Source organism: Rhodohalobacter mucosus (genome assembly GCF_003150675.1).
Lineage (GTDB): Bacteria > Bacteroidota > Rhodothermia > Balneolales > Balneolaceae > Rhodohalobacter > Rhodohalobacter mucosus.
Genome location: NZ_QGGB01000006.1, coordinates 51207 through 68512, shown reverse-complemented (window position 1 = coordinate 68512; position 17306 = coordinate 51207). Strand labels below are relative to the sequence as shown.

General features: G+C 46.7%; 15 protein-coding genes. 7 read left to right on the top strand and 8 right to left on the bottom strand.

From position 1 onward, the window contains the following. Positions 1-50: 50 nt before the first annotated feature. From DDZ15_RS08080 to DDZ15_RS08055, 6 genes are all read right to left on the bottom strand, one after another. Entirely contained in the window at positions 51-668 is a 618-nt protein-coding gene (locus tag DDZ15_RS08080) for a DUF3780 domain-containing protein (protein ID WP_199222915.1), read from the bottom strand. Further along, on the bottom strand, positions 655-3726 hold the full coding sequence (locus tag DDZ15_RS08075; RefSeq protein ID WP_109646585.1) for a DUF499 domain-containing protein: 3072 nt from the start codon (positions 3724-3726) through the stop codon (positions 655-657). Before DDZ15_RS08075 ends, DDZ15_RS08080 begins: the two co-directional genes overlap by 14 nt. 49 nt (positions 3727-3775) lie before the next feature. Beyond that, complete coding sequence (locus DDZ15_RS08070) at positions 3776-5725, bottom strand: DUF262 domain-containing protein (protein ID WP_109646584.1); 1950 nt, start codon at positions 5723-5725, stop codon at positions 3776-3778. A gap of 60 nt (positions 5726-5785) precedes the next feature. Further along, positions 5786-6199 carry a hypothetical protein gene (locus tag DDZ15_RS08065; protein WP_146198547.1) on the bottom strand — a complete coding sequence of 138 codons (414 nt, stop codon included), beginning with the start codon at positions 6197-6199 and terminating at the stop codon, positions 5786-5788. A 178-nt stretch (positions 6200-6377) separates the two neighbouring features. Beyond that, complete coding sequence (locus DDZ15_RS08060) at positions 6378-6827, bottom strand: DUF6508 domain-containing protein (RefSeq protein WP_109646847.1); 450 nt, start codon at positions 6825-6827, stop codon at positions 6378-6380. 120 nt (positions 6828-6947) lie between these two features. Continuing rightward, positions 6948-7628, bottom strand: a complete 681-nt coding sequence (locus DDZ15_RS08055) for a hypothetical protein (RefSeq protein WP_109646582.1) — start codon at positions 7626-7628, stop codon at positions 6948-6950. A 357-nt stretch (positions 7629-7985) separates the two neighbouring features. Here DDZ15_RS08055 and DDZ15_RS08050 point away from each other — a divergent pair, with 357 nt between their 5' ends. After that, on the top strand, positions 7986-8309 hold the full coding sequence (locus tag DDZ15_RS08050) for a cupin domain-containing protein (RefSeq protein WP_109646581.1): 324 nt from the start codon (positions 7986-7988) through the stop codon (positions 8307-8309). A gap of 439 nt (positions 8310-8748) precedes the next feature. Here the strand turns inward: DDZ15_RS08050 and DDZ15_RS08045 are convergent, their stop codons facing one another. Next, positions 8749-9381 carry a hypothetical protein gene (locus DDZ15_RS08045; RefSeq protein WP_109646580.1) on the bottom strand — a complete coding sequence of 211 codons (633 nt, stop codon included), beginning with the start codon at positions 9379-9381 and terminating at the stop codon, positions 8749-8751. 688 nt (positions 9382-10069) lie between these two features. On the opposite strand from DDZ15_RS08045, the gene DDZ15_RS08035 reads away from it, so the two are divergent. Continuing rightward, positions 10070-10474: a helix-turn-helix domain-containing protein gene (locus DDZ15_RS08035; RefSeq protein ID WP_158278648.1), complete on the top strand. Its 405-nt coding sequence runs from the start codon at positions 10070-10072 to the stop codon at positions 10472-10474. Positions 10475-11647: 1173 nt separating this feature from the next. Here DDZ15_RS08035 and DDZ15_RS08030 read toward each other — a convergent pair. After that, complete coding sequence (locus DDZ15_RS08030) at positions 11648-12580, bottom strand: sugar phosphate isomerase/epimerase family protein (protein WP_109646577.1); 933 nt, start codon at positions 12578-12580, stop codon at positions 11648-11650. Positions 12581-12841: 261 nt separating this feature from the next. On the opposite strand from DDZ15_RS08030, the gene paaA reads away from it, so the two are divergent. From paaA to DDZ15_RS08000, 5 genes are all read left to right on the top strand, one after another. Further along, positions 12842-13786 (top strand): 1,2-phenylacetyl-CoA epoxidase subunit PaaA, encoded by a 945-nt coding sequence (gene paaA / locus DDZ15_RS08025; protein ID WP_109646576.1) that lies wholly within the window; start codon positions 12842-12844, stop codon positions 13784-13786. A gap of 110 nt (positions 13787-13896) precedes the next feature. Then, complete coding sequence (paaB, locus tag DDZ15_RS08020) at positions 13897-14202, top strand: 1,2-phenylacetyl-CoA epoxidase subunit PaaB (protein ID WP_109646575.1); 306 nt, start codon at positions 13897-13899, stop codon at positions 14200-14202. 262 nt (positions 14203-14464) lie between these two features. Continuing rightward, entirely contained in the window at positions 14465-15253 is a 789-nt protein-coding gene (gene paaC / locus DDZ15_RS08015; protein WP_109646574.1) for a 1,2-phenylacetyl-CoA epoxidase subunit PaaC, read from the top strand. Between the two features lie 458 nt (positions 15254-15711). Continuing rightward, positions 15712-16227, top strand: a complete 516-nt coding sequence (gene paaD / locus DDZ15_RS08010) for a 1,2-phenylacetyl-CoA epoxidase subunit PaaD (RefSeq protein WP_109646573.1) — start codon at positions 15712-15714, stop codon at positions 16225-16227. Positions 16228-16503: 276 nt separating this feature from the next. Next, positions 16504-17283 carry an enoyl-CoA hydratase-related protein gene (locus tag DDZ15_RS08000; RefSeq protein WP_109646571.1) on the top strand — a complete coding sequence of 260 codons (780 nt, stop codon included), beginning with the start codon at positions 16504-16506 and terminating at the stop codon, positions 17281-17283. Positions 17284-17306 lie beyond the last annotated feature (23 nt).

Genomic DNA, 17306 nt, shown 5'->3' with positions numbered 1-17306 from the left:
AAATAAATGTCCTTTGGCCAGAGTGACATTCTACTAATACCCAACGTACATTAGGAAAAACTTTCTATAGTATCTTCATCACCAAAAAGTGGAAGGTTTTTTCGGTGTTCATTGAGATAGGAGTCAAGACCACTGCTGCTCACCGGATTTTCTGTCAGGGCAAACCGAAGAGCTTTTCGCCAGCCTTTATTGCGATCTCTAATCGCGTGGCCTGTGGCAGCGTTCGTCATCGTGAATAACCACCATCGTTCTTCAGGTCGCAACCCTAACCAGTTTTCAATGGCCAATGGAATGGTTCCGGGATCTGTATCTTCAATTGCCCAAGCCAATACCATCAACTCTTTTCCAAAAAGACGGTGCAGATAGTTCTTTCCCTTTTTCCACTTAGCTGATTTCAAATTCATACCCTTAAGCCTTCTGTTAAATTCAGCTCGTAATTCACTTTCGATGAGATCCCATTTTTTTCTACTTAGCAAAATTTTTGCGGTTGAACCAGCTCCAGTCACCATGTGTTGAAGTGCGTTGATAGTGATCTGGTCATCGTAATCAAATTGCTCGAAAATGATTATATCCTGTTCTTTAGCCTTTGGAATCAAAACCAAAAAATGATGGAATGATTCTTCAGGTTTAAACCCGAAATCGATGATTTCAACGTTATCTTTGCTCAATTTCACCGGCTTTATATTCAATTTTTTCCTCTTCTACATAGTCAATAAATTGTTGACCGGAATCAAAATGCAACTTTCCTGCATCAATGATTACCTCCCCCTCTTCCAGAAGGTTTGTCTGGATGAATTCAAGAGTTTTTTCAAGTTTGTCATGATTCAGGATAAGTCGTTCATCAAAATCCAGAGAAACCCAATGCTGTCCGTTTACAGAAATATGAATTTCGGAAAGTTTTACATTGTGCTTTCGTATGGATTTTAACCATTTAAAGGTATCTGCAGTGGAATCACTCTTAACCCTTTTTCGCCAGGTTGTCTCTTTTTCTTTGTCAATTTCAACACTAGATGGGTCAGTTGGTACCGGAATCGAGAGTTTATCAGACTGAATTCCTTTTTTTTCTGCGATAGCAAGCACATATTTTACATTATCAAGAATCGTGATCGGTCCGTCATAAATCCCGCAATGATTCAACGGGTCTGATCCATCCGTTGTGTATTTAATTGGGGCATCCGGAGCGGCTTTGAGTTCCAGCTTTTTATCATTTCCGGCTCCAAAAAACTGATATTTGAGAGTGATACTGTTGTGCCACTCAACCGGTTCTCCGGTATCATGTTCACCCGTAGAATCTACGCATAAGAATGAGAGTTTTAGCTCCTTAGTTTTATAAGGCTGGCTCGTGTCCAGTTCTAAAGAAGCTTCCGTGGCTTTGGAATCAATTTCAAAATACACAGTATCTCCATGCAGTGGAGTAATCTTCAACGTTGCTTCACCAGTATCATCATCACGAGCAATCTGTTTGATATTCACTCCGGTAGGTGGGGCAGGAAACGGACCTTTCAAAACCCAATTACCTTCCTGCCGCCAATGATCTTTTCGAATCATCTCCTCTTTCAACTGCTCGAGAGCATCCGGTTTATGCCAGGGCCAATCCGGTCGAGTTGCAGAGCGTTTTATAATTTCTGACCAGGGCGTTTTTTGGTCGATAAATAGTTTCGATTCGGCTTGCCGCACAAAACTATCTGAAGAAATATCTGTTGTAAATTTACGCTTCTCCTCTAATGTCTTTTTAATCTGTTCTTCGCCATTGTAGTTATTTCCCTGAAACTGCATCTGGAAGTTGGCATTCATTAGACCGTTCTTAGTCGGATAAAATAACTTCACGAAAGTTTCACGGACTGAGCTTCTGAACCTGTGATCAAAACTTTGAAGCAGCTTCTCCGCTTCTACAAATTGCGGATCACCACTGGGCATTTTTTCTCTTCTAAACTCTTCCAGAATTGCACCCGCTGCTTTCAAGTTTGCAGCATTATCAAAAATAGACCTCATAGAATGGCTGTCACCCGTCAAAAACAACATCCGGTTTTGATACTGATTGTCATCATAAAGCTTCTGTAAGTCAGGATGCAGTTGTCCTCCGGGATGAGGGCGATAGACAATCAATGAAACTTTCTGTTGCACTACCTCAATCTCATCAATCGAGGGCAATACATACACGTTTTGATAGCAATCCTTTAACTGCGGCTGAAACAGTTCTTCAAGCTGTTTTTTGATCTCCTGACGGATACTCTCTTCATTATATCCTTTAACGTAATCATTCAACTTGGCTACTACATTCTGCACATTTTTATACAAAAACTTGCCGGTATTATCCATGTGAAGGTACCAGGAGTTCGTTTTTAACTCCTCCAGCACTTCCGTTTTTATTTTGGATATATCCGTATCCGGCCCACAGAGATTTCGGATAATTTCGGAATCCGCCAAACCTCGTACAGCATTTTGGACTGTTGCCAGTGATGACATCAAGATCAGATTCGCAGTCCTTGAGGAAAGGTTGTGTCCAAACTTACTGTCTAATTGTTCTGCAAGAGCCTTACCGTGATCGGCAATATCTTTCGATATAGCATTATTGAGTTTCGAGTTGATACTGTTAATTTCTGTGAGCGTATCCGGATTATTCAGGTCGATGTCGTCCGGTGCAATCAAATATCTCTGTTCTGCCCATCCATCATTTTCATCAAACATCCGAGCTGCAATAGTTCGCATCAATCGGATCAAACCCCGGGTCTGCATGAATCCCTGGTTTTCTTTAAACCTTGCGTAGAGATCTCTAATCGCAGGGTGAAAAGGAAAGGAATCCATCACAGCAGACTTGAACTTTTCTGGTGTTTCCGTGCTGATATCCATTTGCTTGGCTTCCCGAATAGCTTCCGCGTAGGCATCAGCGATCTCTTCTACCTCTTTTTCATCAAATTCATTTGAGAAAAGTCGTTTTCTAAGAATGTGATAAATCTCATCGGTGTTCTGCTGAACCGGGGTAAAATTTTTAGACAGTCGATTCGTTTCCGATTCAAAATCGTCCATAATCTGGCGAATCATCTGCGATCCTTCAGTATAGGCAGCACTCAAATCCGAAATTACAAGAGATACATTGGATAGCTCTTTTTTCCCAATAGCTACTAATAAATTAGAAAGTGCCTGAGTAGTTACATCTGCGAGATTCCCGTCACCAATTTGTTTTGCCTGAGCTGCCTGGAAATATGGCGGTAGCTCATCCAGAAGAATGACTATCGGTTCACCTTTTAGTAAATTAATCCATGCACTTTGACCGGGTGCTTCCAATGGATCATAATACTCCTTGAATTTATCTTTCTTGCCAAGCTGTTCTGCAATATATCCCCAAATACCGTATTTAGGATTTTCGCGTCCTGTAAATCCGATTACTTTTGCAGAACCCTTAAAGGAGGTTTTATAAACATCTCCCATAACTTTCTCTCGATACTCAGGGTATTTGGCCAACAGTCCAACAGCAATCATACTGTGAGTTTTACCTCCGCCCATTGCCTGTGTTAACTTAAATATCCCATCATCAGAATTACCTTCAAGGCGTTTAAATACAGCCGTATATAGGCTCTTCATTCCCTCGGTGATGAAGTTTTCTGCAAAAAATTGATCTGTATCAATATCATCATCGATAAGATCAGAAATATCGAGTGTAACGTCTCTTCTTGATTTGTCGAAAACTGATTGTCTTACTTCACAAAGTTCACGTAAGTTTTTCATAGATGACTACTATATGATTTTTTATGTGCTCTATTCTACTTGTGCTTTTTTAGATCGTATTTAAAACTAAAATCTCCTCTAAAATGTACTTTCTAAATTCCTCAGCAGAAGTGAAATATCTGAAACCTGCTTTATTGACTATTTTCTTTGTTTCTTCATCCTCATCAATAAGCAATGCAACTGGATGACTTAAATATTTTTGCACGCCATCTGGCCATGCTAAATCAATGATTGCTTGGGGTTCTTCATTTTCATCTAAGATTTCATAACCCCATTCACCTTCCGGGAGTCCTTGTCCAGACATCCAGGATTGTAAATCTGAAAGCAACTGTTCTTCTTCCTGATCAGCGATACTATCCACTCGAATATATAGTGGTTCCCTTTTTTCCGAAAAGACATCGTGTGTAAATTCATTTTCTTCCACATGCCCTTCTTTCAATTCATTCAGGAACTTATTTGCTGCTTCGGCTAAAAGTTCCTGCCGTGCCACAAGGAAATCTTTAAAGTTCTCTTTCTTCCATAAATTTTCATCCATTGGAATCCAGTGAGAAGCTAAAACACCTGGATGTTTAGCTTCGATTTCTGGGAAATATTGTATAGGTGGCTTGTCTGAAATCTCCAAGTTCGTTTCTTGGGTTAAGAAAGTCATATTTGCCAATGCATTTACTTCCCTCCTTTCGTAATCTGAATCATACAAATAAGCCTTTGGAAATATATGGTGCAGTTGTAGACCACATAAATTACCCAGAAGATGGTGAGATAACTCATCACCTGAGCCCCAGTCTTTCGCATGCCACACCCGTGTCAACATATACAACATTGGATAAAATCGAGCGCCCCGGCTCCATCCTTTGAAATCACTACCGTACAATTTCAAATCTCCTCGATTCTGTCGCAATTCCTGGACAAGATTTTCAATAGGTTGATCTGTGTCCTCAATCAAATCTAAATCCTTATCTAACGTACTTTCGGTAGATGCTGCATATCGGCCCCAAAGCATCGTATTGATATACCAGTACAACAGTTGATCTCGTTGGCGGTGATCGCCTAAACTCATTCCATTGTTGTAAATATAGCGGCACATTAGAGGAAAGGAATATACGCTCCCCAGAACCCTGTCATGATCTAATCCAAGCCTAGATGATATTGTATTTAAAAGCTTATCAACTGCTTTTTCAGCTGTCTCTAATCCATCTTTAAACTCTTTTGTAGTTATATCGTCCAAGTTCTGAAACTTGGCTTCTCCAGTTACCACAGCATTAATGCAACGCAAGTACCAATCCATTTTAAAATCAAATCCTGCTTTTTTCCATCTTTCTAAACGTGCTTTCAACTCATTACGAGCTTCCGGCCATGAGCCGCAAACTTTGGCTAATGCCAAATCACCTTTTGATAACTTAGTTCCGCCACTGTTTACCTTATTGAAGATTTCTACAACTGTGTCTGTGTCTTTATCTTCACCGGTTATTTCTTCTACATGCAGGTTAATTTCTTGAACTTGATGAATTTGGTTCAATCTTTTTATGTATAAACCTAAAGAGCTACTTTTTTCAGGGTCTTCAGAGAATTTAGAAATAAAGGGTTCTATGCCATTTTTCATTAAATCTGTCACGTCAACCCAACTCGGATTTCCATCCATTTTCATAGGGCCGTAAAACTCGAAAACTTCCTCTTCAACATTAAAATACAGATAGGTAAAAACTTTAGGATCACCGTCAAAAAATTTCGGTGCCTTGCCACGAATGATTCCATATAATGACGTCATTCTTTGCTGGCCATCTAATAACATTTTAACGTTATCAGTTACATTACTCTGTCCTCTTGCTGCCGTTTTATCTCTCTTAGTTTCCCAAACTAAAAGACTCCCAACCGGGTAACGTTTATAAAGGGAGTTCATGAGGTCACGTACCTGGTTTCGATTCCAAACGTAACCTCGCTGAAATTCGGGTAGTGCCATACTGCCCATGTCTATTTGGTCAAGAATCGTACTGATTTTCATGTCTGTGTGATATTGTTATATGAATAAAACGATTATCGTAAAATAATCAACCACTTTCACTTAATGATTTTGATAAAACCAATCTTCTTCGTCTAAAGAATAAAGATACTGAGCAATGGTTTCTAAAGAACCTTGTTCAACTGCCCACTCAATATGTTCTTTTAGACGCATTATTTTCTGGAAATTTGATGAATGGTGCCATGCTGATAGTATCAAAGGCGCAGGTGGATCGAAACCACCATTTAATTTTCTTTTTGTGTTGGGTAATAACTCATAAAGCTGTTTCCACTTATGAGGCATCGGACAAACTCTACCGTTTTCGGCACAGTAATTCAATAATCTTCGTATGTCTGTGTTCATTTCTTTGTTCATTAATGATTCCCAATACTGAAAAATCATCACAATCGCCAGAGTGTCCTGCTCGCAATACCACAGTAATGCCTCAAACACCTTATTCCGCTCTTCTTGTGTCACATTGTCAAGCTGTATGTGGGCCCAGCCCAGCATGGCGATGCCGACTGCAATATACCATATGTCACATGTGGCTATTGTATTAAAGGTTGATCAGACACCATAAAAGTCGATAATTTTGATTCAAAAATGTATACATGTTCCTTCACCGCGCTCTGATTATTACTTAGCTTATTATGATTCATAGTTTCCGACCAGAATTAATCTGTCTGTCTATTGATTTCAAAATCCTGAGTATCGTACCATCCTCAAATGTATCAACCAGAGCTCCGTCACAAAATCTATCATTTCTGACAATGGCAGTGATCAACATGCACTTAGTTGGTATGTCAACTGTGTCGTAGTCAAAGTTCCTGTTACTGGCCATCGCTCTCCCTTCATCCCATCCACCCCAATTAAAGTCATTTATGATAGGAATTGTATACACAGCTTCAAGAAATTCTGTTACAACGTCATCTTCTCTCCAGCTACCCAGTTCGATCACTCCATCCATTTCCCTGGCAGGTTCAACTTCAACAGAGTAGATTTTCATTTTCTCAATAGCTGGAATCAGATCCAGTATCGGTTTCCAGTCTTCATAGGTCATAGATTTGACTCTCCCTATGTAATTATATTCTTCCAGAGGTTTCATAACGTTCATTTTTGATTGCTTAAAATGCTGGCTTTCCACTTTCATTCAAAGTACACCTTCAGAGTGACACCTTCTGTCATACCAGCCCCACCTCCATTCAAAATGGCAAAAAACTCCCGCCTAAACCCCAAACATATTCCAAACCGGTTTCCCCAAAAACTGCCCCAATTTCTCTGCGTCTTCCAAGATCTCCGACTTCTTCCCGTGGTCGATCACATTCACCCGGCTGCCGTCGGACAGGATCAGGTTGAGTTCGTAGCTGTAGTAGGAGCTTTTGTCGCTGCGCACATATTCGCGGATGAGCTGGATGGCGTGCACGTCGCGCAGCATGGCGGCGTCTTTTTTGTCTTTGTTGTCGTCTTCATTGCCCATCGGTTTGTAGAGCAGGTCCGGCTTTTTGTGGCCTTTCCAGTACATGCCGGCCCATTTATCGAACACGCGCGGTTTGCCCATGGTGTACCACATCGCCCCGCCGGCGCCGGCAAATACCAGCCCGAATGCAATGATGCCCACCGTGGCTCCAACGGATTCCATGTCGGCGTCCCCCTGAACCAGAAACAGGATGGGAAAGAAGATGCCCACCGCGAGGAAAATTCCCGCAAAAAGCCGTGCGCCGACAGTAGGACGAAACTCCAGGCGGTGCGCGTCCACCTCCACCATTTTGTGGGTATGAAAATTGCTCCCGCCCCGCTTCAGCGGCACCCAGTCGATCCTCTCCGCCAGCGGATCGTTAAACCGCGACGCATCAAACGGCTCCACTTCCGACATTTTTTTAATCCAGCTCTTCATTTTGTCCAGCATGGGGATACACCTTCCGTTTTGTTTCAGGGTTTTGGTTTTGGGAATCTATTTGGTTTAGTGGAGAATGTCTACTCGATAGTTTTGAGTGTTGAGTTTTGAGTTTTGAGTTGTCGGTTGTTAGTTGTTAGTTGTTAGTTGTTTGTGTTTGTGTTTGGCAGGCAGTTGAAGTGGGTCTCTGGTGGCATTGAAATACTGAAAAAATCGCAAGTCGCTCCCGAGAATTCTGGACCAGCCGCCAGTCAAAATCACTAATCGTTCATCGTCCATCTCACATCACAGATCGCACGATGAAATGCATTCACCCTTCTCTTTGTTATCAAACACAGAAATAACAGCTAATTAAATGCACTACGTAGAATGAATACTTTCAGCGAAGAGATATCAGAAGGAAAACTACCGAAATCCGATTCAGCAAAAGAGATCCTTTCCACAGGCGAGAATCTGGGACTCCGAATCTGGAGAGATGAAGAACCAAACACGGATAAAGAACCTCATAAAACTGAGTATGAAACCGTAGGCTATGTACTCAAAGGCAAAGCTGAACTTCATCTGGGTGACGATGTCACCGAACTCACTCCGGGCGATTCGTACGTTGTTCCCAAAGGAGTGGAACACACTTACAAGATCCTTGAAACATTCACCGCCGTGGAGGCCACCTCGCCGCCTGCGCATTTGCAGTGATCTGGATAGTGAAAAGGCAGAGGGCAGAAGGCAGAAGTGACTGAAAACAGAAGAACAGATGAACCGATGAGCGACTTGTGATTTTTAAAAGTCAATGGTCAATGCTAGATGGTCAATATATTAGATCTATTCCAAATCAAACATCAACCATCGTACATTGTAGATCACACATCATTCCCCGCCTGCAGATTATCCGGCGAACAAAAGATTGCGTAGTGAAGCGATAAAAAGAACGGGCAAAACAGAAGAACAGATGAACGGATGAACCGATGAACAGAGAAACAGAGAAACCGATGAAGTGACTAATATGCCAATATAAATTTATTTTCAGGAATACTACTTTTTCGGTTGGACGTTCGTCTGTTCGTCGGTTTCTACGGTCGCCCATCGCTAGCCGCCAGTCAAAATCACTCATCGCTCATCGTCCATCTCACATCACTCATCCTTTCCCGTCCCAAACGGGGACTCCCAAAAACTCTCCCAGCTTCTCCGCGTCTTCGCGGATTTTTGGGCGGTTGGAGTGGTCAATAAGGTGGATGCGCTTGCTGTCTTTCTTGATCAGGTTGATCTCGTAGCTGGTAAACGAGGTTCGGGAACTGCTGCCGACGGGCCGGTCGGAGTCCATTATCCGCTCCAAAATGAGCTGGATGGCGTGAATTTCATCGAGCGGAAAACTTTCGTAGTCCTTTCCGTTTTTGATAAACTGTCCCGTGGATTTGTCAAAGGTGTAGCCCGCATTGGTTCTGAGCCAGAACCGGATTCCGAAAAATACCAGCAAAACGCCAATGCCCCAGGCCATGATCATCTCCCCAAGCGGCCCCATCGACGAGTCCACCATATCCTGTACAAACGTGTGATAGAGCGGAATGTAAAGTCCAAGCCCGATCATGATCACAGTTAGAATCCGGGTGGTCCATGACGCACGAAATTTCATCTTCTGGTCGCTGATGCGGGTCAGCTGATGCGTTCGAAAATTATACCCTCCGCCCTTGAGCGGCCGCCAGCTCGTCTCTTTGGCAACCGGATCGCTGGCTTGGGACGAATCGGGAGAGCTGATTTCGGATTGTGGCATAGGATCAGGATTAACTGTTAGTTAGGAAAACGGCCGGTATCGGAATGTGGGATTTCTGCAGGAAAAAGGCAAGGATGAGACTGGAGATGGACGATGGACAATGGACGATGAGTGATGAGCGATGAGCGACTGGCGATTGGAAACGGAGGAACGGATGAACAGATGAACTGACGAACAGAGAACCAGGGGATATGTGATGTACGATGCTTGCCCTGAGCGGAGTCGAAGGGAGCGATGAGCGACTTCTGATTTATAAAAAGTCAATGGTCAATGGTCAATGGTCAATAGACGATATATTTGATCTATTCCAAATCAAACATCAACCATCGTCCATCGTAGATCACACATCATTCCCCGCATGCAGATTATTCGGCGAACAAAAGATTCCGTAGTGAAGCGTTAAAAAGAACGGGCAAAACAGATGAACAGATGAACAGATGAACGGAGAAACAGAGAAACCGATGAAGTGACTTATACGCCAATATGAATGTATATTCCGGAATGCTACTTTCTCGGTTGGACGTTCATCTGTTCGTCTGTTCGTCTGTTTTTTTCTCCTCACGACTCACGACTCAAGACTTAAAGAAAAAACATTAGAATCCCTTCCTCTCCCGTAATGCGATTCAAAAATCCGGTTCATACAGGTAGGAACAGGAAAAGAAATGAGCAGCAAACAAGGGGAGAAAAGATGAGAGAAAATCACTTAACACAACAAAATGGCCGGCTTCGGGCGCGCAGAATGACCACACTGCTGGAGCAGGAACTGGAAAAGATTCCGGACGTACAGACCTGGGCGGCCCGGGCGCGGGTCTCGCGCGGAAGCCTCAACCGCATCATCAAAAGACACTTCGGCGTGGCCCCGAAACGGATGCTGCGGCGTCACCGCTACCGCATGATCGCGGAGATGATCAAAAAAGATCCGCAGATCACCAGCTACGCCGCCGCCCTCAACGCCGGCCTGCGCGACGACAAGGCGCTCTACAAGTTTTTGGACAAATACTACGGAACCACGTTTACGCAGATGAGGAAGGATGTGCTGAGGTCCATAGGAGAAGCTAGTCGTGAGACGTCAGACGTCAAACGTGAGACGTGAGACGGGTGACTAAAAAACGAACAGACGAACAGACGAACAGAGAAACAGACGAACCGATAAAGGGAAATTCATGATCACGACTCGGTACCACCCCGCCTACAGATTATCCGGCGAACAAAAGATTCCGTAGTGAAGCGTTAAAAAGAACATCATACCGGTGAGATCGTATCAAATGCGATGATCCAAATGGACCATTGATGTTCTTTAGCGAAAAGCAGGAAGCTTTCGCCGAAGAATCTGCCAGCGAGTGACTTTTGTTCCTTTTGGTCACTCAAAAGGAAGAAGATTTGTAAAGAGTGTTGAGAAGCCAGACTTCAGACGGGAGACGGTTTGCGGGTTGGTTTTGGATATGCGGTGCGGACAAAACTATTCACTGCTTCCGTATCTAATGCACCGCATATTTATATAACCGAGGAATTGTCATGACGCCTGCCCCGATGCTGTTAATCGGGGACTGAACGAGCCGTTCCGTGCGTTTCGGGCCGGTGAGTGAGCGGAGACATCCCCAAGTATCGTTCTGGGGCAGGTTTTAGCAAAACGTGGGCGAATTGTGATTTTGGAGATCCCTCCACTTCGGCCTCCGGCCTACGGTCGGGATGACAATTGCACGCTGTGAAATTGTGCGGCGCATATGGATCACAGTTGGAGTCACGATTTTCCCGCGCCGCAATATCAGATCCTGGCTGCCACAAAAAACACTCTTGCCAATAACATTCTGCTCCCTGTCATGACGCCTGACCCGATGCAGTTAATCGGGGACCGAACGAGGCGTCATGTGCTTTTCAGGACGGTGAGTGAGTGGCCCCGTAGGGATGGCTATGCCAAGACATCACCGATCATAGTGCTGGGCCTGCTTTCTGCAAAACGTGGACAAACTCTGATTTAGGAGATCCATCAGCCCGGAGGTTGGTTTACACCGGTCATCGGTCAGTGCACGCAGTGCGCAACGGTCATCGGTCGCCGGTCGTCCTTTCTTTGGTTTTCCCTGAAGAATTTCTCGCAGAGTTTCGCAGATTTATTCGCTGATTTTCGCAGATGGAGTCCTTTTATTGCCCTACCCCTCTGCTTCCTACGACTTAACTGCAGTCGTACTTTTCACTTTTGCCTTCTGCATTTTCACTTGTTTTCAAATCGCCAGTCGCCAGTCGACAGTCACCAGTCACCCATCGTCCATCACCCATCGGCAAGTTCTTTCCCAACTCTCATCAAAAGTTCCTTCGTCGCCATAATTCCGTCACTTTCGCTAAGTTCATCGCCTTCGTACTCAATGCCCACATAGCCGGTGTAGCCTGCGTCTTTCACAATCTGCATCAGGCGCATGTAGTCCAGGTTGGCTTCGTTGCCGTTGTCATCAAACGCGTAGCTTTTTGCGCTCACCCCTTTGGCGTAGGGCATCAGCTCTTCGGTTCCCCGGTAGTTGTCGTAGGTTTCATCCTGTGAAATGCGGAAATTTCCAAAATCGGGCAGCGTACCGCAGTTCTCCATATCCACCATCTCGATGACGCCCACCAGCCACTCCGCATTGCTGGAGAGTCCGCCGTGGTTTTCCACGATCACTCCAAGATTCATACCTGCTGCATGCTCGCTGAGGCGTCGCAGTCCATCGGCAGCCCGCTGCATCTGCTCTTCGTAGCTGCCGGAGCTGGCCGCATTCACCCGGATGGAGTGGCAGCCGAGAAAAGAGGCCATATCCAGCCATTTGTAATGATTTTCCGCTGCCTGCTGACGTGCAGCCGGATCCGGATCACCCAGTGCGCCTTCATTATCGCACATAATCAGAACGCTCTCCACGCCTTCCCCATTTGCAATGTTTCTCAATTCATTCAGGTAGCCCTGATCGGTCACATGATCCGTATAAAAACGGTTCACATACTCCACCGCGCCGATATCAAACTGCTGACGTGCGATTCGCGCAAAATTGATCGGATCCAGTGATCCGTTAAAAAATGAGTTGTTGAGCGACCACTGAGCCAGGGAGATATCAAAAAACATCTCAGCATCCTGTGTCCCCGGGGTGCAGCCGGTCAGTCCGAACGGGGTTGAAAAAAGTGCGGCTCCGCCGATTGCGGTGTAGCCCATACGCGAAAGAAAAGTTTTACGGTCCATACTGTGTGCGTTTTTGCTTTGTGACTGAGTTGAAAAGCAGGTATCGCCCTGCCGACAGCGGATAAAATAACAGAAAAAAGCCAAAGGTAAACCACAGGATGCGATTTGGCTGAGTGTCTGCGCGTGGGCAGCTTACAGCCGGGCGCCGTCGCATCCGGCGCCTCCTGCCTGAAAAGGCGTAGACCTTTGAACTGAAATTCCTATATTTACGTTATGAGCATACTTCAAAAAGCTCCACCAACGATTTAAAAAAGCGCTTTTATGGACACGCAGGAACAACTTGACGACTTTCAGAAACGAATTGACGCGGGAGAAAAAATAGAGCCCAAGGACTGGATGCCCGAGCGGTACCGCCAGCAGCTTATCCGCATGATGAGTCAGCACGCACACTCCGAAATTGTGGGCATGCTGCCCGAAGGCAACTGGATCACCCGCGCTCCCTCCCTGAAACGCAAGATGGTGCTGCTGGCCAAGGTGCAGGATGAGGCCGGCCACGGTCTTTACCTCTACAGCGCCACCGAAACCCTGGGTGTGCGGCGTCAGAAGCTGGTAGAGGATTATCTCTACGGCAAGGCCAAATACTCCAGCATCTTCAACTACCCCACCCTCACCTATGCCGACATCTGCGTGATCGGCTGGCTGGTGGACGGCGCCGCAATTGTGAACCAGACGATGCTGGCCAAGTCCTCATATGGACCCTATTCGCGGGCCAACCTGCGCATCTGCAAGGAAGAGAGTTTTCACAAGAAGCAGGGATATGAGATGCTGGCCAAAATGGCCGACGGCACGCCCGAGCAGAAAAAAATGGCCCAGGATGCGGTAAACCGCTGGTGGTGGCCCACACTGATGATGTTTGGCCCGCACGACACCGACTCCCCAAACAGCGCAGAGCTGATTAAGTGGGGCGTGAAGACCAAAACCAACGATGAGCTTCGCCGGCACTTTGTAGACCGCACCGTGATGGAAGCGGAGGCGATCGGCATCACGCTGCCCGATCCGGACCTGACCTACAATGAGGAGACGGGCCACTGGGATTTCGGCGACATTCCATGGGATGAGTTCTGGAGCGTGGTGAAGGGCGACGGACCGATGAACAGGGAGCGTATGAAAGCGCGCCGCAAAGCATATGAAGACGGCGCTTGGGTGCGCGAAGCCGCCATGGAACATGCACGGAAGAAGAAACTGCGTGAGGAAAAAGCGTCATAACGTACTGAAGTATTTACGTGTTAACGAATTAAAGAATTAACGAATGTAAGTGTCTGAAGGGACGTCGGCGGGATGCATCCGGCTGCCTTAACCGGAAAATATTTATTTGAATGACAGAACAGACAGAAACTAAACATGAATGGCCTCTCTGGGAGGTGTTTTATCAGCCTAAGGACGGCAAACCGTTTGAACATGCGGGCAGCGTTCATGCTCCTGACGCGGAGATGGCGCTTCAGAATGCGCGCGACACATATGCGCGGCGCAGCGAGGGAATTGCTTTCTGGGTGGTGCCGTCCGACCAGATTGTAGCCTCCGCCCCGGAAGACGCGGGACCCTTTTTCGACCCGGCCAACGACAAACCCTACCGCCATCCGCAGTTTTATAGTGTCCCCAGAGCGGTGAAAAAGAGGAAGTGAGACGTCAGACGTCAGACGTCAAACGTGAGACGGGTGATTTGCGACCGGCGATTTGTGACTGGCGACTGGCGACTTGCGACTGGGAAAACAGAAAAACAGAACAACTGACCAACAGATTAACCGAAAAAGTGTAGGGCACGGAACATTATCGAAAGTTGCCAACTCACAACCAACTACTATCAACTGACATTCCGCAACACGAAACTCAAAACCCGTAACCCACGCCCACTCAAAACCAAACACTCAAAACTCAAAACTACACATGTCCACCTTCGACACCATACCGAGTACCAAAAAGGACGCCCTGGTTGAGATGCTGCTTCGGCTGGCCGACGACCGGCTGATCCTGGGCCATCGCCTATCGGAGTGGGCCGGACACGGGCCCGAACTTGAAGAAGACCTTGCCCTGGCCAACGCGGCGCTCGATATGATCGGCCACGCCTCCTCGCTCTACGGCTATGCGGCCGAGCTGGAGGGAAAAGCGGATGAGGACCATTACGCCTATTTCCGCGACGATATCGACTTTAAGAATATTGCCATGATGGAGCCGCCGCGCGGCGATTTTGCATACACTATTGCACGACTGTTCCTGTTCAGCGTCTACAGCTACCTGCTCTACAGGGAGCTCACGGAACACGTGGATGACGAGCAGTTCCGGGGCATGCTCAACAAGCACTTTAAGGAAATTCAGTACCATTTTCGCCACAGCCGCGAGTGGGTGCTGCGCCTGGGCGACGGCACCGAGGAGAGCCATCGCCGCATGCAGGATGCGTTTGATGAACTGTGGATGTACACCGGGGAGATGTTTGAGATGGACGGAGCTGCCGATGCGGCCGTTCAGCACAATCTTTTCACGGATGTCTCGTCATTAAAGAAAGAGTGGCTGAAACTGGTGGGCGAAACGCTCGATGAAGCCACGATCACGATGCCGGGCGACGAACAGTATATGTACAGCGGCGCACGATCGGGTCAGCACACCGAACACCTGGGCCGCCTCCTCGCCGAAATGCAGTTTTTGCGAAGAAGTTACCCGGATGCGGAGTGGAAGTAAGGAAACAGACGAACGGATGAACAGAGAACCAGGGGATATGTGATGTACGATGAGCGATGAGCGACTTCTGATTTATAAAAAGTCAATGGTCAATGGTCAATGGTCAATAGACGATATATTTGATCTATTCCAAATCAAACATCAACCATCGTCCATCGTAGATCACACTTCATTCCCCGCCTGCAGATTATTCGGCGAATTAAAAGATTCCGGAGTGCAGCGTTAAAAAGAACATCATACCGGTGAAATTGAATCAATTATGATGATTTTGATGGACCATTGATGTTCTTTAGCGAAATGGAGGAAGCTTTCGCCAAATAATCTGCTCGCCGGTGATTTTTGTTCCTTTTGATCACTCAAAAGGAAGTGAAATGAGATTAGTAGTAATAAAATTCTGAGTCGCCAATTGCGATCTTGCAACCCACAACTGAACACTAACAACCAACAACTAACATTTCATGCCCGTTAAAGAACCCACATCAACCCAAAAATCCGAGATTTGGGCTTGGCTTGAAGAGGTCATCGACCCGGAGATACCCGTATTGAACGTGGTGGAGATGGGGATTGTGCGGAAGGTGGAGATGGACGGCGATACGGTGGTTGTGAAGATCACGCCCACCTACTCCGGGTGCCCGGCGATGAACGCGATCGAGATGGAGATCCACAAAAAGCTGAAGGAGAAAGGCGTAGAGAATTTCCGGGTGGTCACCGATTTTTCCGAAACATGGACCACCGACTGGATGACCGAGCACGCCAAAAAGAAGCTGAAGGATTACGGCATCGCACCGCCCGAAAAGACCGACGAAAGCAGTGATTTTCTGACGTCATTGAAAGGATCCCAAAAGGTGGTCCCCTGCCCCTACTGCGACTCCTTCGATACAGAGCTCCAAAGCGAATTCGGCTCCACCGCCTGCAAATCGCAATACTACTGCAACAACTGCCACCAGCCATTTGAACACTTTAAATGCATCTGAGCGACTTGCGATGGACGACTGGCGACTAGCGATGAGCGATTTAATTGAAGTGAAAAGGCAAAAGGCAAAAGTGAAAAGGACTTTCATGTTGGCTACGGTGCCTTTTCTTAAGTACTTTATCACTTTAGAACCCTATCACTTTTGGCGATGATATACTGAATCAGTGGAAATGGGAGCGGAAAACAATGACTGACGGCCGGCAACTGGCAACTGGCAACTGGCAACTGGCAACCTACAACTAACAACCAACAACTGACAACCCACCACAAGCAACTCATGATCGAAACTTCCCTCAAAAATTCCATCCTAAGCATCACCCTTAACCGTCCCGAGAAGTACAACAGTTTTACCGAGCCGATGGCGCTGGAGCTGCAGGAGGCGCTGAAGGATGCCGGGCGGGATGAGGTGCGGTGCGTGGTGCTCAGGGCCAATGGCAAAGCGTTTTGTGCGGGACAGGATCTGCCGGAGGTGGTGGAGCGGGCCGAAAAGGAGCCGGACTATGAGCTGGCCGACACGGTACAAACCACCTACAATCCCATTATCCGCGCCATCCGCAGCCTTGAAAAGCCGGTGGTGTGCGCGGTGCAGGGCACCGCAGCGGGAGCCGGGGCCAACATCGCATTTGCGTGCGATATTGTAATCGCGTCCGATCAGGCGGAGTTTGTGCAGGCGTTCAGCAAAATCGGACTGATCCCCGACAGCGGCGGCACCTTCTTTCTACCCCGCCTGGCCGGACTGGCACGGTCGAACGCCATGTACCTGCTGGATGAAAAACTGTCGGCCAGAAAAGCCGTCGACTGGGGTCTGATCTACAAGGCCGTCGACAGTGAAGAGCTGGACGATGAGGTGCGGGACATTGCACAAAAACTGGCCTCCATGCCCACCAAAGGATTCGGCCTCTACAAGCGCGCGGTGAACCGCTCCTTCGATCACACCCTGGAGCAGCAGCTCAACCTGGAAGCTGATCTCCAGAGCGAAGCCGGAAAGACCGACGATTACAAAGAAGGTGTCGCAGCCTTTCTGGAAAAAAGAAAACCGGAGTACAAGGGTCGTTAACTATTTAGAGTTCTATAAAGGGA